Origin of the sequence: Frigoribacterium sp. PhB160, assembly GCF_003751785.1 — a bacterium.
Lineage (GTDB): Bacteria > Actinomycetota > Actinomycetes > Actinomycetales > Microbacteriaceae > Frigoribacterium.
The window spans coordinates 529,576-553,254 of record NZ_RKIE01000002.1; the positions used below are offsets into that span (position 1 = coordinate 529,576).

At 72.0% G+C, this 23,679-nt stretch carries 19 protein-coding genes; 14 read left to right on the forward strand and 5 right to left on the reverse strand.

The features are described 5' to 3' along the window. The first annotated feature begins 58 nt into the window (after positions 1 to 58). Together gcvH and gcvP are read left to right on the forward strand one after the other, a co-directional pair. Entirely contained in the window at positions 59 to 436 is a 378-nt protein-coding gene (gene gcvH / locus EDF38_RS11485) for a glycine cleavage system protein GcvH (protein ID WP_123355534.1), read from the forward strand. Continuing rightward, entirely contained in the window at positions 433 to 3,387 is a 2,955-nt protein-coding gene (gene gcvP, locus EDF38_RS11490; protein ID WP_123355535.1) for an aminomethyl-transferring glycine dehydrogenase, read from the forward strand. The genes gcvH and gcvP overlap by 4 nt, the downstream gene beginning before the upstream one ends. Before the next feature lie 31 nt (positions 3,388 to 3,418). Here the strand turns inward: gcvP and EDF38_RS11495 are convergent, their stop codons facing one another. Beyond that, positions 3,419 to 4,156 carry a CPBP family intramembrane glutamic endopeptidase gene (locus EDF38_RS11495; RefSeq protein WP_233572449.1) on the reverse strand — a complete coding sequence of 246 codons (738 nt, stop codon included), beginning with the start codon at positions 4,154 to 4,156 and terminating at the stop codon, positions 3,419 to 3,421. 398 nt (positions 4,157 to 4,554) lie between these two features. Here EDF38_RS11495 and EDF38_RS11500 point away from each other — a divergent pair, with 398 nt between their 5' ends. The 6 genes from EDF38_RS11500 (at position 4,555) to EDF38_RS15935 (ending at position 12,706) form a co-directional block, all read left to right on the forward strand. Continuing rightward, positions 4,555 to 6,186: an ABC transporter substrate-binding protein gene (locus tag EDF38_RS11500; RefSeq protein WP_123355536.1), complete on the forward strand. Its 1,632-nt coding sequence runs from the start codon at positions 4,555 to 4,557 to the stop codon at positions 6,184 to 6,186. Positions 6,187 to 6,339: 153 nt separating this feature from the next. Next, complete coding sequence (locus EDF38_RS11505; protein ID WP_123355537.1) at positions 6,340 to 7,269, forward strand: ABC transporter permease; 930 nt, start codon at positions 6,340 to 6,342, stop codon at positions 7,267 to 7,269. After that, the gene (locus tag EDF38_RS11510; RefSeq protein WP_123355538.1) at positions 7,259 to 8,215 is read left to right on the forward strand and encodes an ABC transporter permease; all 957 of its coding nucleotides are present in this window, start codon (positions 7,259 to 7,261) and stop codon (positions 8,213 to 8,215) included. The genes EDF38_RS11505 and EDF38_RS11510 overlap by 11 nt, the downstream gene beginning before the upstream one ends. Beyond that, positions 8,212 to 9,969, forward strand: coding sequence for an ABC transporter ATP-binding protein (locus EDF38_RS11515; protein WP_123355539.1), 1,758 nt, complete (start codon positions 8,212 to 8,214; stop codon positions 9,967 to 9,969). The genes EDF38_RS11510 and EDF38_RS11515 overlap by 4 nt, the downstream gene beginning before the upstream one ends. Positions 9,970 to 10,125: 156 nt before the next feature. After that, complete coding sequence (gene typA / locus EDF38_RS11520) at positions 10,126 to 12,036, forward strand: translational GTPase TypA (RefSeq protein ID WP_123355540.1); 1,911 nt, start codon at positions 10,126 to 10,128, stop codon at positions 12,034 to 12,036. A 163-nt stretch (positions 12,037 to 12,199) separates the two neighbouring features. After that, on the forward strand, positions 12,200 to 12,706 hold the full coding sequence (locus EDF38_RS15935; RefSeq protein WP_158613366.1) for a hypothetical protein: 507 nt from the start codon (positions 12,200 to 12,202) through the stop codon (positions 12,704 to 12,706). Here EDF38_RS15935 and efeB read toward each other — a convergent pair. Genes efeB through efeU form a run of 3 tightly spaced genes read right to left on the reverse strand, consistent with a single transcriptional unit; the run spans position 12,703 to position 16,081 of the window. Continuing rightward, on the reverse strand, positions 12,703 to 13,995 hold the full coding sequence (gene efeB / locus EDF38_RS11530) for an iron uptake transporter deferrochelatase/peroxidase subunit (RefSeq protein ID WP_123355541.1): 1,293 nt from the start codon (positions 13,993 to 13,995) through the stop codon (positions 12,703 to 12,705). The two genes, EDF38_RS15935 and efeB, sit on opposite strands and share 4 nt — an antisense overlap. Beyond that, on the reverse strand, positions 13,992 to 15,188 hold the full coding sequence (efeO, locus tag EDF38_RS11535; RefSeq protein WP_123355542.1) for an iron uptake system protein EfeO: 1,197 nt from the start codon (positions 15,186 to 15,188) through the stop codon (positions 13,992 to 13,994). The genes efeB and efeO overlap by 4 nt, the downstream gene beginning before the upstream one ends. After that, positions 15,185 to 16,081 (reverse strand): iron uptake transporter permease EfeU, encoded by an 897-nt coding sequence (gene efeU / locus EDF38_RS11540; protein WP_123355543.1) that lies wholly within the window; start codon positions 16,079 to 16,081, stop codon positions 15,185 to 15,187. Before efeU ends, efeO begins: the two co-directional genes overlap by 4 nt. Before the next feature lie 164 nt (positions 16,082 to 16,245). On the opposite strand from efeU, the gene EDF38_RS11545 reads away from it, so the two are divergent. Genes EDF38_RS11545 through EDF38_RS11560 form a run of 4 tightly spaced genes read left to right on the forward strand, consistent with a single transcriptional unit; the run spans position 16,246 to position 20,333 of the window. Continuing rightward, complete coding sequence (locus EDF38_RS11545; RefSeq protein ID WP_158613367.1) at positions 16,246 to 17,547, forward strand: PIG-L family deacetylase; 1,302 nt, start codon at positions 16,246 to 16,248, stop codon at positions 17,545 to 17,547. A 39-nt stretch (positions 17,548 to 17,586) separates the two neighbouring features. Next, positions 17,587 to 17,913: a ferredoxin gene (gene fdxA / locus EDF38_RS11550; protein ID WP_123355545.1), complete on the forward strand. Its 327-nt coding sequence runs from the start codon at positions 17,587 to 17,589 to the stop codon at positions 17,911 to 17,913. A gap of 7 nt (positions 17,914 to 17,920) precedes the next feature. Then, positions 17,921 to 19,021, forward strand: a complete 1,101-nt coding sequence (gene dapC / locus EDF38_RS11555) for a succinyldiaminopimelate transaminase (RefSeq protein WP_123355546.1) — start codon at positions 17,921 to 17,923, stop codon at positions 19,019 to 19,021. 16 nt (positions 19,022 to 19,037) lie between these two features. Next, positions 19,038 to 20,333, forward strand: a complete 1,296-nt coding sequence (locus EDF38_RS11560) for a citrate synthase (protein ID WP_123355547.1) — start codon at positions 19,038 to 19,040, stop codon at positions 20,331 to 20,333. Positions 20,334 to 20,353: 20 nt separating this feature from the next. Here the strand turns inward: EDF38_RS11560 and dapD are convergent, their stop codons facing one another. Next, positions 20,354 to 21,322 (reverse strand): 2,3,4,5-tetrahydropyridine-2,6-dicarboxylate N-succinyltransferase, encoded by a 969-nt coding sequence (gene dapD, locus EDF38_RS11565; protein ID WP_123355548.1) that lies wholly within the window; start codon positions 21,320 to 21,322, stop codon positions 20,354 to 20,356. Positions 21,323 to 21,360: 38 nt separating this feature from the next. Here dapD and dapE point away from each other — a divergent pair, with 38 nt between their 5' ends. Next, on the forward strand, positions 21,361 to 22,437 hold the full coding sequence (dapE, locus tag EDF38_RS11570; RefSeq protein WP_123355549.1) for a succinyl-diaminopimelate desuccinylase: 1,077 nt from the start codon (positions 21,361 to 21,363) through the stop codon (positions 22,435 to 22,437). Continuing rightward, a complete protein-coding gene (locus EDF38_RS11575) occupies positions 22,422 to 23,678 on the forward strand; it encodes a hypothetical protein (protein ID WP_123355550.1) in 1,257 nt (418 codons plus the stop codon). The genes dapE and EDF38_RS11575 overlap by 16 nt, the downstream gene beginning before the upstream one ends. The last annotated feature ends 1 nt before the right edge of the window (position 23,679 follow it).

A 23,679-nucleotide genomic window follows, 5' to 3' on the forward strand; every position in this document is an offset into this window, starting at 1 on the left:
CGCGCCCGACCCGGCGCCGCCCCTCCCTCCTCCTCGCCTCACCACGAAAGGCTCGGTCATGACCGATCTCACCGCCCTGAAGTACACCGCCGAGCACGAGTGGCTCCTCATCGACGGCGACACCGCGACGGTCGGCATCACCGACTACGCCGCCGACAAGCTCGGCGACGTCGTGTACGTCGACCTGCCCGCCACGGGCACCGAGGTCGAGACCGGCAAGGTCGTCGGCGAGATCGAGTCGACGAAGTCGGTCGGCGAGCTCTACGCCCCGGCGCTCGGCACCGTGCTCGAGGCCAACGCCGCCGTCGTCGACGCCCCCGACCTCGTCAACAGCGACCCCTTCGGCGAAGGCTGGCTCATCAAGATCACGCTCGCCTCGGCCGACCAGGTCGGCCTCCTCTCCCGCGACGAGTACGTCGCCCTGACCGCCGAATGAGCGCCGTGCAGAGCGGCTCCGTCTTCGGCGACTGGTCCGACCGCGCCGCGACCGGCTTCGTCGACCGTCACATCGGCACGACGACCGACGACCAGGCGGCGATGCTCTCCGTGCTCGGCCACGACAGCGTCGACTCGCTCGTCCGCGCCGCCGTCCCCGACAGCATCCACGCGCTCGACCAGGGCGCCAGCGTGCTGCCCGCCCCGATCGGCGAGAAGGAGGCGCTGGCCGAGCTGCGGGGGCTCGCCGACCGCAACCGCGCCTCCCGCAGCCTGCTCGGGCTCGGCTACTACGACACCGTTACGCCCGCGGTCATCCAGCGGAACGTGCTCGAGAACCCGAGCTGGTACACGGCCTACACGCCCTACCAGCCGGAGATCTCGCAGGGCCGCCTCGAGGCCCTCATCAACTTCCAGACCATGGTCTCCGAGCTGACCGGGCTCTCGACGGCGAACTCGTCGATGCTCGACGAGGGCACGGCCGTCGTCGAGGGCATGCTGCTCGCCCGTCGCGCGTCGAAGGCCCCGACCGACGTCTTCGTCGTCGACGCCGACGTCTTCCCGCAGACGAAGGCGCTCCTCCGGGGCCGTGCCGCGGCCGTGGGCATCGAGCTCGTCGAGCTCGACCTGTCGTCGACGCCCGCCGACCAGCTGCCCGCCTCCTTCGGCGTCTTCGTGCAGTACCCGGCGGCCTCGGGCGCCGTCGTCGACCACGAGGCGATCGTCGAGGCCAGCCACGCCCACGGCGGCCTCGCCGTCGTCGCGGCCGACCTGCTCGCGCTCACGCTGCTGCGCGCCCCCGGCGAGATCGGGGCCGACGTCGCCGTCGGCACGAGCCAGCGCTTCGGCGTGCCGATGGGCTTCGGCGGCCCGCACGCCGGCTACATGGCCGTCCGCACCGGTCTCGAGCGCCAGCTGCCCGGTCGCCTCGTGGGCGTCTCGCAGGACGCCGACGGGCACCCCGCCTACCGGCTGAGCCTGCAGACCCGCGAGCAGCACATCCGCCGTGAGAAGGCGACGTCGAACATCTGCACCGCCCAGGTGCTGCTCGCCGTCATGGCCTCGATGTACGCCGTCTACCACGGCCCCTGGGGGCTGCGGCACATCGCGCGTCGCGTGCACCAGCACACCGCCGACCTCGCCGTCGCGATCGGCGCGAGCGACCTCGAGCTCGAGGTCGACTCCTTCTTCGACACCCTGCAGGTCTTCGCCGCGGGCCGGGCCCACGAGATCGTGGCCGCCGCGCACGCCCGCGGCTACCTGCTGCACGCCGTCGACGACGACTGCATCCGCCTCTCGTTCGACGAGACGACGACCCGCGACGACGTCGAGGCCGTCGCCGCGGTGCTCGGCGTCGAGCTCGGGCCGACCGCCGCGGCGCCGACGGCGCACGACCTCGCGTCGGTCGGCCCCGTCATCCCCGAGGCGCTCGTCCGCACCTCGGACTTCCTCACCCACCCGGTCTTCCGCACGCACCGCAGCGAGACCAGCATGATGCGCTACCTCAAGCACCTCGCCGACAAAGACTACGCACTCGACCGCGGCATGATCCCGCTCGGCAGCTGCACGATGAAGCTCAACGCCGCGACCGAGATGGCGGCCGTCACCTGGCCCGAGTTCGCGGCCGTCCACCCCTTCGCCCCGGCGAGCGACGTCGAGGGCTACCTCGAGCTCATCGGCCAGCTCGAGGGCTGGCTGGCGGAGGTCACCGGCTACGACACCGTCTCGCTGCAGCCGAACGCGGGCAGCCAGGGCGAGCTCGCCGGCCTGCTGGCGATCCGCGGCTACCACCTCGCGAACGGCGACGCGGAGCGCACGGTCTGCCTCATCCCGCAGAGCGCGCACGGCACGAACGCGGCCAGCGCGGTGCTGGCGGGGCTCCGGGTCGTCGTGGTGGCCTGCGACGACCAGGGCAACGTCGACCTCGCCGACCTCCGGGCGAAGGTCGCCGAGCACGCCGCCGACCTCGCGGCGCTGATGGTGACGTACCCGTCGACGCACGGCGTCTACGAGCACGACATCCGCGAGATCACCGACGCGGTGCACGCCGCGGGCGGCCAGGTCTACGTCGACGGCGCGAACCTCAACGCGCTGCTGGGCTACGCGCGGTTCGGCGAGTTCGGCGGCGACGTCTCGCACCTCAACCTGCACAAGACCTTCTGCATCCCGCACGGCGGCGGCGGTCCGGGCGTCGGCCCGGTCGCGGCGAAGGCGCACCTCGCGCCGTTCCTGCCGGGCCACCCGATGGCCCAGCAGGCCGACCGCCGGACGGGCGCGGCCGCCGCCGCCGAGGGCGAGCGCCTCGCCCACGGCGGCGTGCCGGTGTCGAGCGCGCCCTACGGGTCGCCGAGCATCCTCCCGATCAGCTGGGCGTACGTCCGCATGATGGGCACCGAGGGGCTGACGGCGGCCACCGGCGCGGCCGTGCTCGCCGCGAACTACGTGGCCGCCCGGCTGCGCGACCACTACCCGGTGCTCTACGCCGGCGACGACGGCCTGGTCGCGCACGAGTGCATCCTCGACCTGCGCCCGCTCCGCGACGAGACCGGCGTCACGGTCGACGACGTGGCCAAGCGCCTCATCGACTACGGCTTCCACGCCCCGACGATGTCGTTCCCCGTCGCCGGCACCCTCATGGTCGAGCCGACCGAGAGCGAAGACCTGGCCGAGATCGACCGCTTCGTCGACGCGATGATCGCGATCGCCGGCGAGGCGCGCCAGGTCGCCGACGGCCGTTGGTCGTCGGAGACGAGCCCGCTGCGCGGCGCCCCGCACACGGCCCGCTCGGTCGTCGAGGGGGAGTGGTCGCACGACTACAGCCGAGAAGAGGCGGTCTACCCGGTCCGCTCGCTCCTGGCGGGCAAGTACTGGCCGCCGGTGCGCCGCATCGACCAGGCGTGGGGCGACCGCAACCTGTTCTGCGCCTGCCCTCCCGTCGAGGCGTTCGCCTAGGCGTCGGCCCCGGGCCGCCGGTCCCGGGGCGTCAGCCCGGCAGCCCGAAGAAGGCGGGGAAGGTCGCCGCCGCCCACGGGTAGCCGACGAACACGGCGGCGTCCATGAGCACGTGGGCGACGACGAGCGGCAGCACGCGCCCGGTGCGGTGGTAGAGCCAGCCGAACGCGAGCCCCATCATGACGTTGCCCACGAAGGCGCCGAAGCCCTGGTACAGGTGGTAGCTGCCGCGCAGCAGGGCGGCCGTGACGATGACGGGCCAGGTCCGCCAGCCCAGGTCGCGGAGGCGCGCGAACAGGTACGCGACCACGATCACCTCCTCCGTGACCCCCGCCCGCACCGCGGAGAGCAGCAGCACGGGCACCGTCCACCAGTGCTGCCCGAGGTCGGTCGGCACGACGGTCACCGTCAGGTCGAGGGCCTTGCCCACGAGGTAGAGGGCGATGCCGGGCACGCCGATCGCGAGGGCGAGGCCCACGCCGCCGAGGGTGTCGCGGCCGGCGCGCGAGAAGTCGACGCCGAGGCGTGCGAGGTGCGGTCGCTGCTCACGCCAGAGCAGGAACGCGACGAGGGCCACCGGCACCAGGTCGACGACGATCGCCAGCACCTGGTAGATCAGGTCGAAGACCGGCCGGTCGCTCAGCGAGGTGTTGAGCGTGGCGGTCTGCTGCGACAACGCGACGTCGCGCGTCACCCGGTTGATGATCGAGAGCACCGAGTACACGGCCGACGCCCCGAGCGACAGCCCGAGCACGAGGGCGATCTCCACCCGGAGGCGCGTGCGCCCCGTCTGCCCCGTCCCGGTCGTCGAGGCACGCCCGTCCCGCCCGGTCGGCCCGGCCCCCGTCGGTGCGGGCAGTTGCTCGTCCCTGTCGCTCACGCGGCCGATCGTACGGGACGACGACCGGACGACCACACGTGTCGTGTTGGTGAACAGCGGATGATAGCGGGGTGCCGAGGGAATCCTCGCAGCGGATTCATGCGCAGTTCTGGCCGAGCACGCAACGAAGCGGCCGTGCGCGCAACGATCCGGCGACTTGGTTTCCGTCGTGTAACCGTTCCCGCTGAGGTTTGGTGATGCCTCCGGGCGGTGCTTAGGGTACTTCCATCCAACGCGGTCGGGCTCATGGGGGCCTCGCTGCGTCCTTTCTTGCATCAGGAGGAACATTGAAGAAGACGCGCATGGGCCTCGGGGCCATCGCCGTCGTGGGGACGGCAGCACTCGTCCTCACGGGCTGCTCCAGCGGAGGCGACTCCGGCGGCTCGGCCGACGGCGGCTCGGGCGACGCCACGGCCATCATCAGCACGAACGGCAGCGAGCCGCAGAACCCGCTGATCCCGTCGAACACCACCGAGACCGGTGGCGGCAAGATCATCGACTCGATCTTCGCGGGCCTCGTCTCCTACGACGCCAAGGGCGCCTCCGAGATGGACGTCGCCGACTCGATCGAGTCCGACGACAACCAGAACTGGACCGTCACGCTGAAGGAGGGCAAGACCTTCACCGACGGCACGCCCGTCACGGCCGAGTCCTTCACGAAGGCCTGGAACTGGGCCGCGCAGCTCAGCAACGCCCAGAGCGGCTCGTACTTCTTCGACGACATCGAGGGCTTCAGCTACGACGCCGACAGCGAGCTCGCCCTCACGCCGACCAGCGACACCGAGTTCACGGTCAAGCTCTCCGCGCCGGAGGCCGACTGGCCCCTGCGCCTCGGCTACTCGTCCTTCTCGCCCCTGCCCGAGTCGTTCTACGACGACACCGAGGCGTTCGGCGAGAACCCGGTCGGCAACGGCCCCTACAAGCTCGACGGCGAAGGCGCCTGGACCCACAACCAGGACATCAAGCTCGTCACCAACGAGGACTACGACGGCCCGCGCAAGCCGGTCAACGGCGGTCTGAACATCAAGTTCTACACGACGCAGGACGCGGCCTACGCCGACGTGCAGGGCGGCAACCTCGACATCCTCGACCAGGTGCCCGACACGGCCTTCTCGTCGTACCAGAGCGACTTCCCCGACACGAACGCGAACCAGCCGGCCGCGATCTTCCAGTCGATCACCATCCCCCAGTACCTCGAGCACTTCGACGGCACCACGGAGGAGGGCAAGCTGCGCCGCCAGGCCATCTCGCTCGCGATCAACCGCGAGGACATCACCAAGGTGATCTTCCAGGGCACCCGCACCCCCGCCAAGGACTTCACGTCGCCCGTCATCGACGGCTACAGCGAAGACCTGAAGGGGTCGGACGTCCTCGACTACGACGCCGACAAGGCGAAGGACCTCTGGGCCGAGGCCGACGCCATCTCGCCCTACGGCGACGACACGTTCACCATCGCCTACAACGCCGACGGCGGCCACCAGAACTGGGTCGACGCCGCGACGAACAGCATCGCCGACACGCTCGGCATCAAGGCCGAGGGCCAGTCGTACGCGACCTTCGCCGAGCTGCTCGACGACGAGGACAACGACGCCATGACCGGTGCCTTCCGCTCCGGCTGGCAGGCCGACTACCCGTCGCTGTTCAACTTCCTCGCCCCGCTCTACCAGACGGGCGCCGGCTCGAACTACGGTCGCTACACCAGCACCGAGTTCGACGGCCTCCTCAAGGAGGGCGCCGCGGAGACGTCGGTCGACGACGCCAACGCGAAGTTCCAGCAGGCGCAGGAGGTCCTCCTCGAAGACCTCCCCGTCGTCCCGCTGTGGTACTCGAACGTGACCGGCGTGTGGGCCGACACGGTCAGCAACGTCCAGTTCGGCTGGAACTCGGTGCCCCTGTTCTACGAGGTCACCAAGGGCTAGGTCCCGACCGGAGGGGCCGAGAGGCCGCTCCACCGCTCACGGGGGGTCCGTGCAGGAACGCGTTCCTGCACGGGCCCCCCGGTCGGGCGTCCACCCCCACACGACCCACAGGATTGCGACATCCATGCACGCGCAGAAAATCGAGGCGGCCTGATGCTCTGGTACACCGGCCGGCGCCTCCTCCAGCTCATCCCCGTCTTCTTCGGGGCGACCTTCCTCATCTACTTCATGGTGTTCGCCCTCCCCGGCGACCCCGTGGCGGCGTTGTTCGGCGACAAGCAGCCGAGCCCCGCCGTGATCGAGCAGATCCGGGCGCAGTACAACCTCGACAAGCCGTTCATCGTGCAGTACCTGCTCTACATCGGCGGGCTGTTCACGGGTGACCTGGGCACGACCTTCGCCGGTCGCCCCGTCATCGACGAGCTGACCCGGGCGTTCCCCATCACCTTCCGCCTCGCCATGCTCGCCCTCCTCTTCGAGGCCGTGGCCGGCATCGTCGTCGGCCTCGTCGCCGGCCTCCGCAAGGGCAAGGTGTTCGACACGAGCGCCCTCGTCGTCAGCCTGCTGCTGATCTCGGTGCCGACGTTCGTCATCGGCTTCCTGCTGCAGTACGTCTTCGGCATCCAGCTCGGCCTCTTCCGCACGACGGTCTCGTCGCAGGCGCCGTGGTCGGAGCTCGTCCTGCCGGCGATCGTGCTGGCGTCGGTGTCGTTCGCGTACATCGTCCGCCTGACCCGCGCCTCCGTGTCGGAGAACCTCAGCGCCGACTTCGTCCGCACCGCCTCGGCCAAGGGCCTCACGCGCCGCCGCGTGATCTCGGTCCACATCCTGCGCAACTCGCTCGTGCCGGTCGTCACCTACCTGGGCGTCGACATCGGCTCGCTCATGGTCGGCGCGATCGTGACCGAGGGCATCTTCAACATCCAGGGAGTCGGAGGCACGGTGTACCGGGCCATCCAGCTGAGCGAGGGCCCCACGGTCGTCTCGTTCGTCGCCGTCATGGTCATCATCTTCATGCTGGCGAACCTGCTCGTCGACCTCCTGTACGCCGTTCTCGACCCGAGGATCCGCTATGCGAAATGACCCTGACCAGAAGCTGTCGGCCGACCACTTCGTCGCCGACCTCGACGAGACGCCCGTCAAGGCCGTCGACGCGGTCGACGAGTCGGAGAAGCCCCGCTCGAGCTGGAACGACGCCTGGGACAGCATGAAGAAGCGCCCGACGTTCTGGATCAGCGCCGTGCTGATCCTGTTCGTCATCGTCGTGGCCATCGCCCCGGGCCTGTTCACCCACACGTCGCCCACGCGCGGCGCGAGCCTGCCCGACAGCAACGGCGGCCCCGAGGCAGGCCACCCGATGGGCTTCACGCTCCAGGGGCTCGACGTCTACGCCCGCGTCGTCTACGGCGCGCAGGCGTCGCTGACGGTCGGCCTGCTGGCCACGATCATCGTCACGATCGTCGGCGTCGTCATCGGCTCGCTGGCCGGCTACTACGGCGGCTGGCTCGACGCGGTCGTCTCGCGCATCGGCGACATCTTCTTCGCCATCCCCACCGTGCTGGGCGCCATCGTCCTCATGTCGGTGCTGCCGAGCCGCACGCCGCTCACCGTGGCCCTCGTGCTGTCGCTCTTCGCCTGGCCGCAGATCGCCCGCATCATGCGCGGCTCGGTGCTCGGCGCGAAGAGCAGCGACTACGTCATGGCCTCCGCCGCGCTCGGCGTCTCGCGCTTCCGCATCCTGCTGCGGCACGTCGTCCCCAACGCGATCACCCCGGTGATCGTCGTCGCGACCGTGTCGCTCGGCACGTTCATCGTGGCCGAGGCCACCCTGTCGTTCCTCGGCATCGGCCTGCCCAGCGGCGTGATGTCGTGGGGCAACGACATCGACCAGGCGCGCTCGTCGCTCCGCGTCGCGCCCATGCCCCTGATCTGGCCGGCCGCCGCGCTCAGCGTGACGGTGCTGTCGTTCCTCATGATGGGCGACGTCGTGCGCGACGCCCTCGACCCGAAGGCGAGGGCCCGTCGATGACGACCACCGCGACCACCCCCGAGAAGTCGCCCCGCGCCTCCTCGTCGGCCCCCCTGCTCGAGATCAAGGGCCTGAAGATCGGCTTCAAGACCCAGGCGGGCTACGTCGACGCCGTGCGCGGCGTCGACATCACGATGCGCCAGGGCGAGTCGCTGGCCATCGTCGGCGAGTCGGGCTCCGGCAAGTCGACGACCGCGACGTCGATCATCGACCTCCTGCCGGGCACCGGCGAGGTCACCGGCGGGCAGATCCTCTTCGAGGGCCGCGACCTGACGAAGGTCACCCCCGCCGAGATGCAGCAGATCCGCGGCCGCGACATCGGCTACGTGCCGCAGGACCCCATGTCGAACCTCAACCCCGTGTGGAGCATCGGCTTCCAGGTCGAGGAGGCCATCAAGGCCAACGGCGTCGCGACGGGCAAGCAGGCCGTCCGCGCCCGCACGATCGAGGTGCTGAAGGAGGCCGGGCTCGGCGACGCCGACCAGCGCCTCAAGCAGTTCCCGCACCAGTTCTCGGGCGGCATGCGCCAGCGCGTGCTGATCGGCATCGGCCTCTCGTCGCGCCCGAAGCTGCTGATCGCCGACGAGCCGACCTCGGCCCTCGACGTCACCGTGCAGCGGCGCATCCTCGACCACCTCGAGTCGCTCACGCGCGACTACGGCACGTCGGTGCTCTTCATCACGCACGACCTCGGCCTCGCCGCCGAGCGCGCCGAGAAGCTCGTCGTCATGTACAAGGGCCGCGTGGTCGAGTCGGGGCCCTCGAAGGAGATCCTCGCCAACCCGCAGCACCCGTACACGCAGCGCCTCGTCGCCGCGGCGCCGAGCCTCGCGAGCCGCCGCATCCAGTCGACGATCGAGCCGGCGCACGCCCACGCCGGCGAGATCGCCGCCGAGGGCGCGGACGACGCCGAGCTGATCGCCCGCGCCCACCAGCGCGAGGAGGCCGGCAAGGCCGACGCCGACTACATCCAGGTCGACAACCTCTCGAAGACGTACCGCATCCGCCAGGGCGGCTTCAAGACGACCGAGCTCAAGGCCGTCGACGACGTGTCGTTCGCGATCCCGCGCGGCACGACGATGGCGCTCGTGGGCGAGTCGGGCTCGGGCAAGTCGACCGTGGCCAAGCTCGTGCTGCAGCTCGAGTCGATCACGTCGGGCACCGTCAAGGTCGGCGGACAGAGCGTCGGCGCCCTCCGCGGCAAGGAGCTCTTCGACTTCCGCCGCCGGGTGCAGCCGGTCTTCCAGGACCCCTACGGTTCGCTCGACCCGATGTACAGCGTCGGCAACACCATCGCCGAGCCGCTCGTCACCCACGGCGTCGGCGACCGCAAGAGCCGCCAGGCCCGCGTGCGCGAGCTGCTCGAGCAGGTCTCGCTGCCGGTGTCGACGGTCAACCGCTACCCGAGCGAGCTCTCGGGCGGCCAGCGCCAGCGCATCGCCGTGGCCCGCGCGCTCGCGCTCAAGCCCGACGTGATCGTGCTCGACGAGGCCGTCTCGGCGCTCGACGTGCTCGTGCAGGGGCAGATCCTCGACCTGCTCACCGACCTGCAGACCGAGCTCGGCCTCACGTACCTCTTCATCACCCACGACCTCGCCGTCGTCCGGCTCATCGCCGACAACGTCGCGGTCATGCAGAAGGGGCGCGTCGTCGAGGCGGGCACGACCGACGAGATCTTCGCGGCCCCGTCGAAGCAGTACACCCGCGAGCTGCTCGAGGCGATCCCGGGCGCGGCCTTCGAGTTCGGCCGCTGAGCCGGGCCCGAGCCCTCCGCACCACCCCGACGGAGGGGCCCCGCCGACCGGCCGCGAGCCGGGCGGAGGGGCCCCTTTACCACGTGCCGTACACTTGCGGTGCCGGGTTCCGTCCCGACCAACTTCCCCCCTCACTTTCTCGTAAGGACTACATCCATGGCGACTGCCATCCGCAGCGACCTGCGCAACGTGGCGATCGTGGCCCACGTCGACCACGGCAAGACGACCCTCGTCGACGCCATGCTCAAGCAGACCAACTCGTTCGACGCGCACTTCGACACCGAAGACCGCATGATGGACGGCAACGAGCTCGAGCGCGAGAAGGGCATCACGATCCTCGCGAAGAACACCTCGGTGCTCTACAACGGCTCCCACGCGACCGACGGCCCGATCACCATCAACGTCATCGACACCCCCGGCCACGCCGACTTCGGCGGCGAGGTCGAGCGCGGCCTCTCCATGGTCGACGGCGTCGTGCTGCTCGTCGACGCGTCCGAGGGCCCCCTGCCCCAGACGCGCTTCGTGCTCCGCAAGGCCCTCGCGGCCAAGCTGCCCGTCATCCTGCTGGTCAACAAGACCGACCGCCCCGACGCGCGCATCGACGAGGTCGTCGCCGAGAGCCAGGACCTCCTCCTCGGCCTCGCCAGCGACCTGAGCGAAGAGGTCGACGACCTCGACCTCGACGCGATCCTCAACGTGCCCGTCGTCTACGCCTCCGGCCGCAACGGCGCCGCGTCGACGAACAAGCCGGCCGACGGCTCGCTGCCCGACAACCCCGACCTCGAGCCCCTCTTCGACGCGATCCTCACCCACGTGCCGGCCCCGCGCTACGACGACGAGCACCCGCTGCAGGCCCACGTCACCAACCTCGACGCCTCGCCGTTCCTCGGTCGTCTCGCGCTCCTCCGCGTCTTCCACGGCACCCTGCAGAAGGGCCAGACCGTCGCCTGGGTCAAGTCCGACGGCACCGTCCAGAACGCGCGCATCACCGAGCTGCTGATCACGAAGGCCCTCAGCCGCTACCCCGCCGAGAGCGCGGGCCCCGGCGACATCGTCGCCGTCGCCGGCTTCGACACCATCACCATCGGCGAGACGCTGTCCGACCCCGACGACGTGCGCCCGCTGCCGACCATCACGGTCGACGACCCGGCCATCTCGATGACCATCGGCACGAACACCTCGCCGATCATCGGCAAGGTCAAGGGGCACAAGCTGACCGCCCGCATGGTGAAGGACCGGCTCGACCGCGAACTGGTCGGCAACGTCTCGCTCAAGGTCGTCGACATCGGACGCCCCGACGCGTGGGAGGTCCAGGGCCGAGGCGAGCTCGCGCTGGCGATCCTCGTCGAGCAGATGCGCCGCGAGGGCTTCGAGCTCACCGTCGGCAAGCCGCAGGTCGTCACGCGTCGTGACGAGAACGGCAAGCTGCAGGAACCCTTCGAGCACATGACCATCGACGTGCCCGACGAGTACCTCGGCGCCGTGACGCAGCTGATGGCCTCCCGCAAGGGCCGCATGGAGAACATGGCGAACCACGGCTCGGGCTGGGTCCGCATGGAGTTCATCGTCCCCTCGCGCGGCCTGATCGGCTTCCGCACCCAGTTCCTCACCGACACGCGCGGCACCGGCATCGCCAACGGCATCAGCCACGGCTACGGCCCCTGGGCCGGCGAGATCTCGACGCGCACCAACGGCTCGATCATCGCCGACCGCTCCGGCGTCGTCACCCCCTTCGCGATCATCAACCTGCAGGAGCGCATGTCGTTCTTCGTGCAGCCGACCGAAGAGGTCTACGAGGGCATGGTCGTGGGCGAGAACTCGCGCGCCGACGACATGGACGTCAACATCACCAAGGAGAAGAAGCTGACCAACATGCGTCAGTCGACGGCCGACAACTTCGAGTCGATGACGCCCTCCAAGGTGCTCTCCCTCGAGGAGGCCCTCGAGTTCGCCGGCGACGACGAGTGCGTCGAGGTGACCCCCGACGCCATCCGCATCCGCAAGGTCGAGCTCGACGCCAGCGCCCGTCAGCGCAGCACGGCCCGCCTCAAGAAGCAGAACGCGTAGCCGAGCAGCACCCGGCCGGGAGAACGGCCACCAGGAGGCGCCCCACGATCGTGTGGGGCGCCTCCTGCCGTCCCGGGGGTCGCGTCGGGCACCGCGCGGCCCGGGCGTGCACACGCGGCACGTTCTGCGCCCCCGCCCAGACCCGGCCGCTATCGTCCCGTCCGTGACCACCACCCCGACCCGTCTCGTCCGCCCGCTCGCCGTCCTCGCCCTCTCGGCCGGCCTCGTCGTCGGCCTCGCCGGCTGCGGCGAGGGCTCGATGGTCGACAACGTCGTCGGGAGCGCGGTCGACCAGGGCGTCGAGAGCGTGCGCGGCACGGTCGAGGGCGCGATCAGCGACGCGCTGGGCGGCGCGAGCATCTCGACCGACGGCACCCTGCCCGACACCTTCCCGGCCGAGGTGCCGCTGCTCGACGGCACGGTGCGCGGCGGGGGAGCGGGCCCCGACGGCTCCGGCTGGGCCGCGCAGCTGACGGTGGCGGGCCTCGACGACTTCGCGACCGCGCAGGGCGATCTCGAGGCGGCGGGCTACACGGCCAGCGGCGTGAACGTCGACGCCGACACGGCGCTCGGCACGTTCACCGGGCCCGCGTACCGCGTCGTGCTGACGTTGACGACGTCCTCGTCCGACGACGCGGTCGTCGCGACGTACGTCGTCACGCCCGTCTAGGCGAAGAGGCCTTCACCGACCCAGCCGCCCTCGCGCGCGCCGGGCGGGACCGCGAAGATGGCCGACCCCACGTGCTTCACGTACTCGTTCATGCGGTCGGAGCGGGCGAGCGCCGTCTGGATCGGCACGAACTGCGTCCGGGGGTCGCGCTGGTAGGCGATGAAGAACAGCCCCGCCGCGAGCCGGCCGAGGTCGTCGTTGCCGTCGACGAAGTTGTAGCCGCGGCGCAGCAGCGTGGCGCCGCCGTGGTGGTCGGGGTGCGCCAGGGCGACGTGCGAGTCGACGGCGATCGCCGGCCCGGAGCCGTCGGCCGACGTCGCGGCGAAGTCGGGGGCGGTGGACTCGGTGCCGCCCGAGAGCGGTGCGCCCTCGCCCTTGTCGCGCCCGATGACCGTCTGCTGCTCCTGCAGCGAGGCGTGGTCCCAGGTCTCGATCGTCATGCGGATCTTGCGGGCGACGAGGTACGAGCCGTCGGTCATCCAGCCGGGCCCGTCGCCGGCGGCGGCCCAGACCCCCGCGGCGACGGCGGCGGTGTCCTCGGCGCGGACGTTCGCGGTGCCGTCCTTGAACCCGAAGAGGTTGCGCGGGGTCGACTGGCCCCGCGTGGTGGACGAGGTGCGGCCGAAGCCGAGCTGCGACCAGCGGAGGGAGGCGCGGCCGAACGCGATGCGCGACAGGTTGCGGACGGCGTGCACCGCGACCTGCGGGTCGTCGCTGCACGCCTGCACGCAGAGGTCGCCGCCGCTCTGGGCGTCCACGAGCTGGTCGCCGGAGAAGTGCGGCAGGTCGACGAGCGCCGCGGGTCGGCGGTCGGCGAGGCCGAAGCGGTCGGTGCCGTCGACGGCCGTGAACAGCGTCGGGCCGAACCCGATCGTGATGGTCAGGCCGGCGGCGGGCAGGCCGAGCGCCTCGCCGGTGTCGTCGGGCGGCGCGAGCGCCGAGCCGCCCACCGCGCCGGCCTCGCTGACGTCGAGGCCGCGGGTGAGGCGCGCGGCCGCCGCGCTCCAGTCCTGCAGCAGCTCCACGAGGTCGTCGCGCGTGGTGCCCGCCGCGACGTCGAACGCGGCGAAGTGGAGGCGGTCCTGGGCGGCGGTGGTGATGCCCGACTGGTGCCGACCGGCGAACGGGTACGAGGCGGACGCGCCGGAGGTGCCGGTCGCGTGCGCCTGGACGGCCCGGTCGGCCCCGATCCCGACGCCGGCGCCGAGCACTCCTGCGCCCACGCCGGTGCCGAGCAGGCCGAGCAGGCCGCGGCGGGACAACCCGCGCTCGTCCGTCACCGGCGTCAGCTCACGAGTGCGCTCGTCAGCCGGCTGAGCGGCTCGCTCAGGGCGTTGACGGCGTCCGACAGCGACTTCTTGTCGGCGTCGGTGAGGTCGGTGTACGACGGGAAGCCCGACTCGAGGCTGCCGTAGGAGGCGAGGAGCGTCTCGAGGGAGCCGAGGCGCGCGTCGACGTCGTCGACGAGGTCGGGGTCCTTCTCGACGACGACGTCGCGGACGCCCTCGTAGGCCACCCGGGCCCCCTCGAGATTGGCCTGGAAGTCCCAGAGGTCGGTGTGCGACCAGATCTCCTCCTCGCCGGTGATCTTGCCGGTGGCGACCTCGTCCATGAGCCCGACGGCGCCGTTGCTGATCGCGTCGATGCTGACGGTGAAGTCGTCGGCCGTCACGGCGTCGTGCAGCTCGGCGGTGTCGCTCGTGAGCTGCGTGGCGTAGCGGGCACGCTCGTCGGCGGTCAGCGGGACGTACGTCGCGCCTCCGTCGTCGGCCGCGTCAGGCTGCCAGAGGTCCTTCTCGATGCGGTGCCAGCCGGTCCACTCCGTCCCCTCCTCGACGTCCGCCTCGCGGAAGTCGATCTTCGGGTCGAGGTCGCCGAACGACTCGGCGACGGGCTCGATGCGCTCGTAGAACGCCCGGGTCGTCGGGTAGAGCTCGCGGGCCCGGGCGTCGTCGCCCGACGTGTAGGCGTCGAGGAACTCCTGGGTGGCGGGCACGAGCTGCCCGACCTGGTCGCGCACGTAGCCGACGTACGCGGCGGCGGCGGCGTCGATGCGCTCGGCGTCGCTGCCGGTCGGCTCGACGGCCGTGCCCGAGTCGGTCACGGTGAACGGCGCGCGGACGCCCTGTCCGACGAGGCCGGGGATGCACGCGGTGACGTAGTCGCCCGCCGGCACCGCGACGGTGAGCGAGGCCGTGGTGCCGGGACCGATGTTCTCCTTCTCGCTGACGATGCGGAGGCCGTCCGAGGCCAGCAGCTCGAACTCGGTCGCGTCGGTGCCCGTGTTCGTCATGGTGAACGTGACCGGGCCGCTCGGCACGCTGGTCGTCGAGACGGTGCACGCGTCGCCGTTCCCCTCGACGGCGACGGTCGTCGCGCCCGCGGCCGAGCCGGCCGGGGCGTTGGCGACGCAGCCGGTGAGGGAGAGGGCGGCGAGCAGGGCGCCGGCTCCGAGGGCCAGGGGGCGGGGGCGTGCGGTCATCGGGGGGCTCCTGCGGTCGTGCGGGCGGGGGTGGTCGGGTCGGCGGGGACGGCCGGGTCGGCGGCGCGGGAGGCGCGGGCGGCCCCGGACGGCCGTCGTCGCGTCGCGCGGACGAACAGCGGCACGACGACGGCGAGGTACGCGAGCCAGGCGGCCACCTGCAGCCAGCTCGGCGTCGGGGTGAAGTTCACGAGGCCCTGCAGCAGGGTGCCCTGCCAGCTCGTCGGCGGCACGGCCGCGCTGACGTCGAAGGCGAGGGAGGTGCGGCCCGGGAGCACGCCGGCCTCCTGCAGGTCGCCCACCCCGTACGCCAGCACGCCGGCGGCCACCACGACGAGGACGTAGCCCGTCACGGTGAAGAAGCGCCGCAGGTCGATGCTCATGACGCCGCGGTAGATCGCGACCTCGATCGCGACGGCGGTGAGGACGCCCAGCAGGGCGCCGACCAGCGGGGAGGCGCCGCCCCCGGTCGACTGGACCGTCGCCCAGACGAACAGCGCGGTCTCGATGCCCTCGCGGCCCACGGAGAGGAAGGCGAGCAGCACGACGGCCCATGCGCCTCCGGCCACCGCACGGTCGAGCCCGGACTCGAGCTCGCCCCGCATGCCGCGGGCCGTGCGGGCCATCCAGAAGACCATGCCCGTGACGAAGCCGACGGCCACGATCGAGAGCCCGCCGCCGATGATCTCCTGGGCCTGGAAGGTGAGCCCGTAGGCGCCGAAGGTGAGGAGCGCGCCGAGGCCCAGCGAGAGCACGACCGCGGCGACGACCCCGAGCCAGACGCGGGGGAGGACGTCGCGGCGGTCGGTCTTGGCGAGGTACGCGACGAGGATGCCCACGACGAGGGCGGCCTCGAGGCCCTCCCGGAGTCCGATGAGGTAGTTGGCGAGCACGGCGACGGCTTTCGGCAGGGGCGGGAGGGGGTCGGCATCGGCGGTGACGCGGGGCCGAGGCGGCGTCCTCCCGGACGACCGGACCGGTCAGTTTGGTGAGGCTAACCTAACTTGGAGCCTGACCGGAGATGACCATAGCGGCGCCCGGCCTATCCTGTCCAGTGATGACTTCCTTCGCCTCCGCCGCGTCCGACCCGCGGCCCGCGACGCCCGGCGTCGCCCGCACCGAGCACGTGCTCTTCGTCCACGCGCACCCCGACGACGAGACGATCACGACCGGCGGCACCATCGCCTCCCTCGTCGCCTCGGGCGCCTCGGTCACCGTCGTCACCTGCACGCGCGGCGAGCTCGGCGAGGTGCTGCCCGACGACCTCGCGGCGCTGCGCGGAGACGAGGCCGCGCTCGCCGTCCACCGCGAGGGCGAGATCGCCGAGGCCATGCGCGAGCTCGGCGTCCGCGACCACCGGTTCCTCGGCGACCCCGAGGCGCGCACGGCGGGCCTGCCCTCGCGGGCGTACCGCGACAGCGGCATGGTGTGGCGCGCCGACGGCGTGGCCGGGCCCACGCCCGACCTCCACCCGGCCGCCTTCTGCGCCGCCGAGTTCGGCGAGGTCGTCTCCGACCTGTCCGCCGTCGTCGAGTCGGTGCGGCCGACCGCGATCGTCAGCTACGACGAGGACGGCGGCTACCACCACCCCGACCACGTGCGGGCGAACCGGGTCGCGGTGCGCGTCGCCCGGCTCGCCGAGGTGCCGTACTTCGCCGTCCTGAGCGGTGCCGGCCAGGCCGAGGGCGCCGAGGCCGAGGCGCTCGCCGCCGACGACAGCGTCCTGTCCCTCGACGTGCGCGCCTCCACGCCGCGCACGATCGCCGCCCTCCGCCGCTACCGCACGCAGCTCGAGGTCGTCGACCTGCCCGGGGGGCGCGCCGGCGTCCGGTACCCGCACGGCGCGGTCGACCCGGTGCCGACCGTCGAGTCGTTCCGCTCGGTGGCGGCCCCGGCCGAGGCGGCGTCGGCGTCGACGACCTCCGAGCTCGCCGACATGACCCGCGGCGGCCGGGCCGGCACCCTGCTGCTGGCCCTGGCGGCCGGCGCCGTCTTCGGCGCGATCGGCACGGTCGGGCACCAGGTCACGACGACGGTCGCGGGTGCTCCGCTCTGGACCGGCCTCGTCGTCTCGCTCGTCATGGCCGCGGCGCTCGTCGCCGGGTTCCGCCTCGTCTTCCGGTCCCGGGCCGTCGCCGTCGCCGCGGCGCTCGGCCTCTACCTCGCCATCGGCGCCTTCTCGCAGCCCGGCGCCGGCGGCTCCGCCCTCGTGCCCGCGAACCTGCCGGGCTACGGCTGGGCGTTCGGGCCCGCCGTGGTCGCGATGATCGTGCTCGCGTGGCCGACGCTGCCGCCCCGGGAGGCGGGCGGGGCGCGCCAGCCGACCCGCGCCTCCGGCGTCCAGGTCGGCGGGAGATAAGATGGACGCCTTGCCCGACGTGAAGGGAACACCCCAGACGTGACGTACGTGATCGCACTGCCCTGTGTGGATGTCAAAGACCGTGCCTGCATCGACGAATGCCCCGTCGACTGCATCTACGAGGGCGAACGCTCGCTCTACATCCACCCCGACGAATGCGTCGACTGCGGTGCCTGCGAGCCCGTCTGCCCCGTCGAGGCCATCTACTACGAGGACGACCTGCCCGACAAGTGGGCCGACTACTACAAGGCCAACGTCGAGTTCTTCGACGAGATCGGCTCGCCCGGCGGCGCCGCGAAGGTCGGCGTGATCGCGAAGGACCACCCCGTCATCGCGGTCCTGCCGCCCCAGGCGCACGCCGAGTAGCCGCGCGGTGGCCCTCGACCTGCCCGACTTCCCCTGGGACTCGCTGACCGGCTACGCCGAGACCGCGCGGGCCCACCCGGGCGGCATCGTCGACCTCTCGGTCGGCTCGCCGGTCGACCCCACCCCCGACGTCGTGCGGGAGGCGCTGGTCGCCTCGACCGACGCGCACGCCTACCCGCAGGTGGCCGGCACGCCCGCCCTGCGCGCGGCGATCGCGGAGTGGTACGAGCGTCGCCGGGGCGTCGCCGGGCTGACCGACGCCGAGGTGCTGCCGACGATCGGCTCGAAGGAGCTCATCGCGGGCATGGCCCTGTGGCTCGGCATCGGCCGCGGCGACACCATCGTGTACCCGAGGGCGGCCTACCCGACCTACGCGCTCGGCGCGGCCCTCGTCGGCGCCGACTCGCTCGCGTCCGACGACCCGGCCGAGTGGCCCGAGTCGACCCGCCTGGTCTGGCTGAACAGCCCCGGCAACCCCGACGGCTCCGTCCTCGACGTCGAGCAGCTGCGCGCCGCGGTCGCGCGGGCCCGCGAGCTCGGGGCCGTCGTCGCGGGCGACGAGTGCTACGCCGAGCTGGGCTGGGAGGGCGAGTGGGCCGACCGTCCCACCCCCTGCGTCCTCGACCCCCGCGTCGTCGGCGACGACCGTCGCGGCGTGGTCAGCGTGTACTCGCTGAGCAAGCAGTCGAACCTCGCCGGCTACCGCGCCGGCTTCGTCGCGGGCGACGCCGACGTGGTCGCCCAGCTGCTCGCCGTGCGCAAGCACGCGGGCCTGATGCCGCCCGCCCCGGTGCAGGAGGCCATGCGCGTCGCCCTCGGCGACGAGCAGCACGTGCAGCGGCAGAAGGCGCTCTACCGCGCCCGCCGGGCGGCCCTCGCGCCGGCGCTCGAGGCCGCGGGCTTCCGCGTCGACCACAGCGAGGCCGGCCTGTACCTCTGGGTCACCCGCGACGAGGACGCCTGGCAGAGCGTCGCCTGGCTGGCCGAGCGCGGGGTGCTCGTGGCGCCCGGCAGCTTCTACGGCGTCGACGGCGGCCGCCACGTGCGGGTCGCCCTGACGACGACCGACGAGCGGATCGCGGCGGCCGTGGAGCGCCTCCGGGGCTGACCGGTAGGGTGACAGGGTGACTGATCCTGCCAACGACGCCCAGAAGGCCACGCTGCAGTTCCCCGGGGGGACGGCCGAGTTCCCGATCGTGCCGAGCACCCAGGGTGCCTCGTCCATCGACATCTCGAGCTTCACGAAGCAGACCGGCTACACGACCCTCGACACCGGGTTCGTGAACACCTCCGCGACCCGCTCGAAGATCACCTACATCGACGGCGACGAGGGCATCCTCCGCTACCGGGGGTACCCGATCGAGCAGGTCGCCGAGAACTCGACCTACCTCGAGACGGCGTGGCTGCTCATCTACGGCGAGCTGCCGACCGCCGACCAGCTCGCCGACTTCGACGCCCGCATCCGCCGCCACACGCTGCTGCACGAAGACCTCCGCCGCTTCTTCGACGCGCTGCCGCACAGCGCTCACCCGATGTCGGTGCTGTCGAGCGCCGTGGGCGCGCTCGGCACCTTCTACGAGGGCTCGATGAGCGTCAGCGACCCCGAGCAGATCGAGCTGCAGACGATCCGCCTGCTGGCGAAGCTGCCCGTCATCGCGGCCTACGCGCACAAGAAGAGCCTCGGCCAGGCGTTCCTCTACCCCGACAACTCCCTGAGCTTCGTCGACAACTTCCTCAAGCTGAACTTCGGCACGATGGCCGAGCCGTACGAGGTGAACCCGGTGCTGTCGAAGGCCCTCGAGCGCCTCCTCATCCTCCACGAAGACCACGAGCAGAACGCGTCGACGTCGACCGTGCGGCTGGTCGGCTCGACCCAGGCGAACATGTTCTCGTCGATCTCGGCCGGCATCAGCGCGCTCTACGGCCCGCTGCACGGCGGCGCGAACGAGGCCGTCCTCTCCATGCTCGCCGAGATCAAGGCCAGCGGCCAGGGCGTCGAGCGCTTCGTCGAGCGGGTGAAGAACAAAGAAGAGGGGGTCAAGCTCATGGGCTTCGGCCACCGGGTCTACAAGAACTTCGACCCGCGCGCCCGCCTCGTGAAAGAGAGCGCGACGGAGGTGCTCGCCGCCCTCGGCGTGCAGGACGACCTGCTCGACATCGCGATGGAGCTGGAGGACATCGCCCTCGCCGACGACTACTTCGTCGAGCGCAAGCTCTACCCGAACGTCGACTTCTACACCGGCGTCATCTACAAGGCGATGGGCTTCCCGCCCCGCATGTTCACCGTGCTCTTCGCGATCGGCCGCCTGCCGGGCTGGATCGCGCACTGGCGTGAGATGAACCAGGACCCGGCGACGAAGATCGGCCGACCGCAGCAGTTGTACCTGGGCGAGGCCCAGCGCGACTGGCCCCGGCGCTAGCGGCGCCGGGGCCAGTCGGCCTACGCGTGCAGCTGCGAGTTGAGCGTGATGCCGTGGCCGCGGCGGGGCAGCACCTCGACCGCGCCGGTGACCGAGTTGCGGCGGAACAGCAGCCCGGGGCGTCCTGACAGCTCGACGGCCTTGACCGTCTGCTGGCGGCCGTCGGAGGTCGGCGTGCCGCCCACGACGACCACCTTCGTTCCCGCCGTGACGTAGAGCCCGGCCTCGACGACGCTGTCGTCGCCGATCGAGATGCCGATGCCGGAGTTCGCGCCGAGCAGGGCGCGCTCGCCGATGGTGACGCGCTGCGTGCCGCCTCCCGACAGGGTCCCCATGATGGAGGCGCCGCCCCCGATGTCGGACCCGTCGCCGACGACGACGCCCTGCGAGATGCGTCCCTCGACCATCGAGGTGCCGAGCGTGCCGGCGTTGAAGTTGACGAAGCCCTCGTGCATGACGGTCGTGCCGGGGGAGAGGTGCGCGCCGAGGCGCACGCGCGACGCGTCGGCGATGCGCACGCGGTCGGGCAGCACGTAGTCGAGCATGCGCGGGAACTTGTCGATGCCGGTCGTCGTGATGCCGGCCCGCTGCAGCGCCGGCCGGAGCCGGGCGAAGTCGTCGGGGTGCACGGGCCCGGCGTTGGTCCAGACGACGATCGGCAGGTGCGCGAACAGCCCCTCGAGGTCGATCGAGTTCGGGGCGACGAGCAGGTGGCTGAGCAGGTGCAGGCGCAGGTACGCGTCGGGGGTGGACGCGGGAGGCGCGGAGAGGTCGATCTCGACGGTCGCCGGCACGAGGTCCACGGCCCGCCGCTCGTCGGGCCCGGCCGCGTCGGAGATCTCGGCCGGCACGATCGCCGGGTCGCGGTCGGCCGGCAGGCGGCCGAGCGACGGCGCGGGGAACCAGGTGTCGAGCGTGGTGCCGTCGGAGGAGACGGTGGCGAGTCCGTACCCGTGGGCGTGCGTGGGGGCGGTGGCGTCGGTGGTCATCCTCCGATCGTAGGGCGAGCCCCCGTACACTCGGCAGCATGCCGACCATCGACCTGAGCGTCTCTCCCGTCGACGTCACCCGCCAGCTCTGCGACATCGAGTCGGTGTCGGGCGACGAGCGTGCCGTCTCGGACGCCATCTGGGAGACCCTCGCGGGCCACGACCACCTCGAGCTGCACCGCGACGGCGACGCGATCGTCGCCCGGACGGACCTCGGCCGCGCGAAGCGCGTCGTCGTCGCCGGCCACATCGACACGGTGCCGCTGAACGACAACCTGCCGACGCGCTACGAGACCGACGCCGACGGCGTCGAGTACCTCTGGGGGCGCGGCACCGTCGACATGAAGGCCGGCAGCGCCGTGCACCTGCGGCTCGCGGTCGAGCTCACCGAGCCCGTGGTCGACGTGACCTGGGTCTGGTACGACCACGAGGAGGTCTCGGACGCCCTCAACGGGCTCGGCCGGCTGGCCCGGCTGCGACCCGAGCTGCTCGAGGCCGACTTCGCCGTCCTCGGCGAGCCGACCCGCAGCGAGGTGGAGGGCGGCTGCAACGGCAACCTCCGCGTCGAGGTGCGCACCTTCGGCGCCCGCTCGCACAGCGCCCGGTCGTGGGTGGGCTCGAACGCGATCCACGCCGCCGCGCCGATCCTCGACGCCCTCGCCGCCTACGAGGCGCGCGAGGTCGAGGTCGACGGGCTCGTCTACCGCGAGGGGCTCAACGCCGTGGGCATCTCCGGCGGCGTCGCCGGCAACGTCATCCCCGACGAGTGCATGGTGCACGTCAACTACCGCTTCGCACCGAGCCGCAGCGCCGACGAGGCCGTCGCCCACGTGCGCGAGGTGTTCGCCGGCTTCGACGTGACCGTCGTCGACCTCGCCCCCGGCGCCCGCCCGGGGCTCGACGCCCCGCTCGCGCAGCAGTTCCTCGCGGCCGTCGGCGGCGAGGCGAAGCCGAAGTACGGCTGGACCGACGTCGCCCGCTTCTCGGCCCTCGGCGTCCCCGCCGTCAACTACGGCCCCGGCGACCCGCTCCTCGCGCACCACGACGACGAGCGCGTGCCGGTGCAGCAGATCCTCGACAACGAGCGCGGGCTGCGGGCGTGGCTGACGGCCTGACCACCCGGCCCCGCGCCTCCCCGTCGTCCCGCCGTCGCCCGCTCGGCGTGCGCCGCGCGCTCCTCGTGCGGTGGCGGCTCGTGCCGTGGTGGGCCCGGGTGCTGGGCGTCTTCCTGCTGTCGCGGATCGTCAGCACGGCCCTGCTCGTGTCGTTCGCGGGGCGGCAGGAGGCCAACGCGTGGACGCTGGCGCGTCCCGACTACGCGAGCTTCGCCTCCATCTGGGACGGCCACTGGTACTACATCATCTCGGCCGTCGGCTACCCGACGACCATCCCGCTGACCGACACCGGGCACGTCGCCGAGAACGCCTGGGCCTTCATGCCGGCGTACCCGTTCCTCGTGCGGGGGCTCACCGAGCTCACGGGGCTCTCGTTCGCGACGCTGGCCGTGGTCGTGTCGGTCGTGGCCGCCGGCGGCACCTCGCTGCTGCTGTACCGGCTGATGCGGCACGTCCTGCCCGAGGGCTCCGCCCTGTTCGCCGTCGTGCTGTTCTGCGTCTCGCCCCTCTCGCCGCTGCTGCAGGTGGCGTACGCGGAGTCGATGTTCCTCGTCCTGCTCTGCGCGTGCCTCCTGCTGCTGCTCGAGCGGCGCTACCTGGCGATGCTGCCCGTGGTGCTCGTGCTGTCGTTCACGCGGCCCGGCTCGCTCGCCCTGGCCCTCGCGATCGGCCTGCACGTCGTCCACCGCTGGTGGCGGGCCCGGCGGGGCGACGAGGCCTTCCCCCGGGGCGAGGCCGTCCGGGCGTCGACCGCGGCCGTCGTGACGGGCCTGCTCGGCCTGGCCTGGCCGGTCGTGGCCGGGCTCGTCACCGGGGTGCCGAACGCGTACGCCGAGACCGAGCTCGCGTGGCGCTCGGCGTACGTCGGCTACGGCCCGCTGGTGCCGTTCGCGCCCTGGATCGAGGGTGCGAACTGGTGGTTGCCGGGTGGTTCGGGGGTGGCTCTGCTGGGGGTCGTCGTCGTCGCCTTCGCGGTGCTGCTGCTCAGCCCGGCGGGCCGCCGCATCGGCGTCGACCTGCGGCTCTGGTCGGTCGCCTACGCGCTCTACCTGCTGGCCGTGTTCTTCCCCCAGTCGAGCACCTGGCGCTTGCTGATGCCGTTCTTCCCGCTGCTCGGCGTGCTCGCGGCGCCCCGGTCGCGCGTGTGGCGCGTCGCCCTCGTGGTGCTCTTCGTCGTGGGCCAGTACGCCTGGCTGTACTTCAGCTGGTGGGTGGACGGGTACGACTGGACGCCGCCGTGAG

Excerpts from the sequence above, each read along its gene's own strand:
- dapD (WP_123355548.1), bottom strand. The coding sequence starts at position 21,322 with ATGACCACCGACGCCACCGCCCCCACGCACGCCCACGGGTACGGACTC.
- dapE (WP_123355549.1), top strand. The coding sequence starts at position 21,361 with ATGCCGACCATCGACCTGAGCGTCTCTCCCGTCGACGTCACCCGCCAG.
- EDF38_RS11505 (WP_123355537.1), top strand. The coding sequence starts at position 6,340 with ATGCTCTGGTACACCGGCCGGCGCCTCCTCCAGCTCATCCCCGTCTTC.
- gcvP (WP_123355535.1), top strand. The coding sequence starts at position 433 with ATGAGCGCCGTGCAGAGCGGCTCCGTCTTCGGCGACTGGTCCGACCGC.
- EDF38_RS11545 (WP_158613367.1), top strand. The coding sequence starts at position 16,246 with ATGACTTCCTTCGCCTCCGCCGCGTCCGACCCGCGGCCCGCGACGCCC.
- EDF38_RS11515 (WP_123355539.1), top strand. The coding sequence starts at position 8,212 with ATGACGACCACCGCGACCACCCCCGAGAAGTCGCCCCGCGCCTCCTCG.
- gcvH (WP_123355534.1), top strand. The coding sequence starts at position 59 with ATGACCGATCTCACCGCCCTGAAGTACACCGCCGAGCACGAGTGGCTC.
- EDF38_RS11510 (WP_123355538.1), top strand. The coding sequence starts at position 7,259 with ATGCGAAATGACCCTGACCAGAAGCTGTCGGCCGACCACTTCGTCGCC.
- efeO (WP_123355542.1), bottom strand. The coding sequence starts at position 15,188 with ATGACCGCACGCCCCCGCCCCCTGGCCCTCGGAGCCGGCGCCCTGCTC.
- typA (WP_123355540.1), top strand. The coding sequence starts at position 10,126 with ATGGCGACTGCCATCCGCAGCGACCTGCGCAACGTGGCGATCGTGGCC.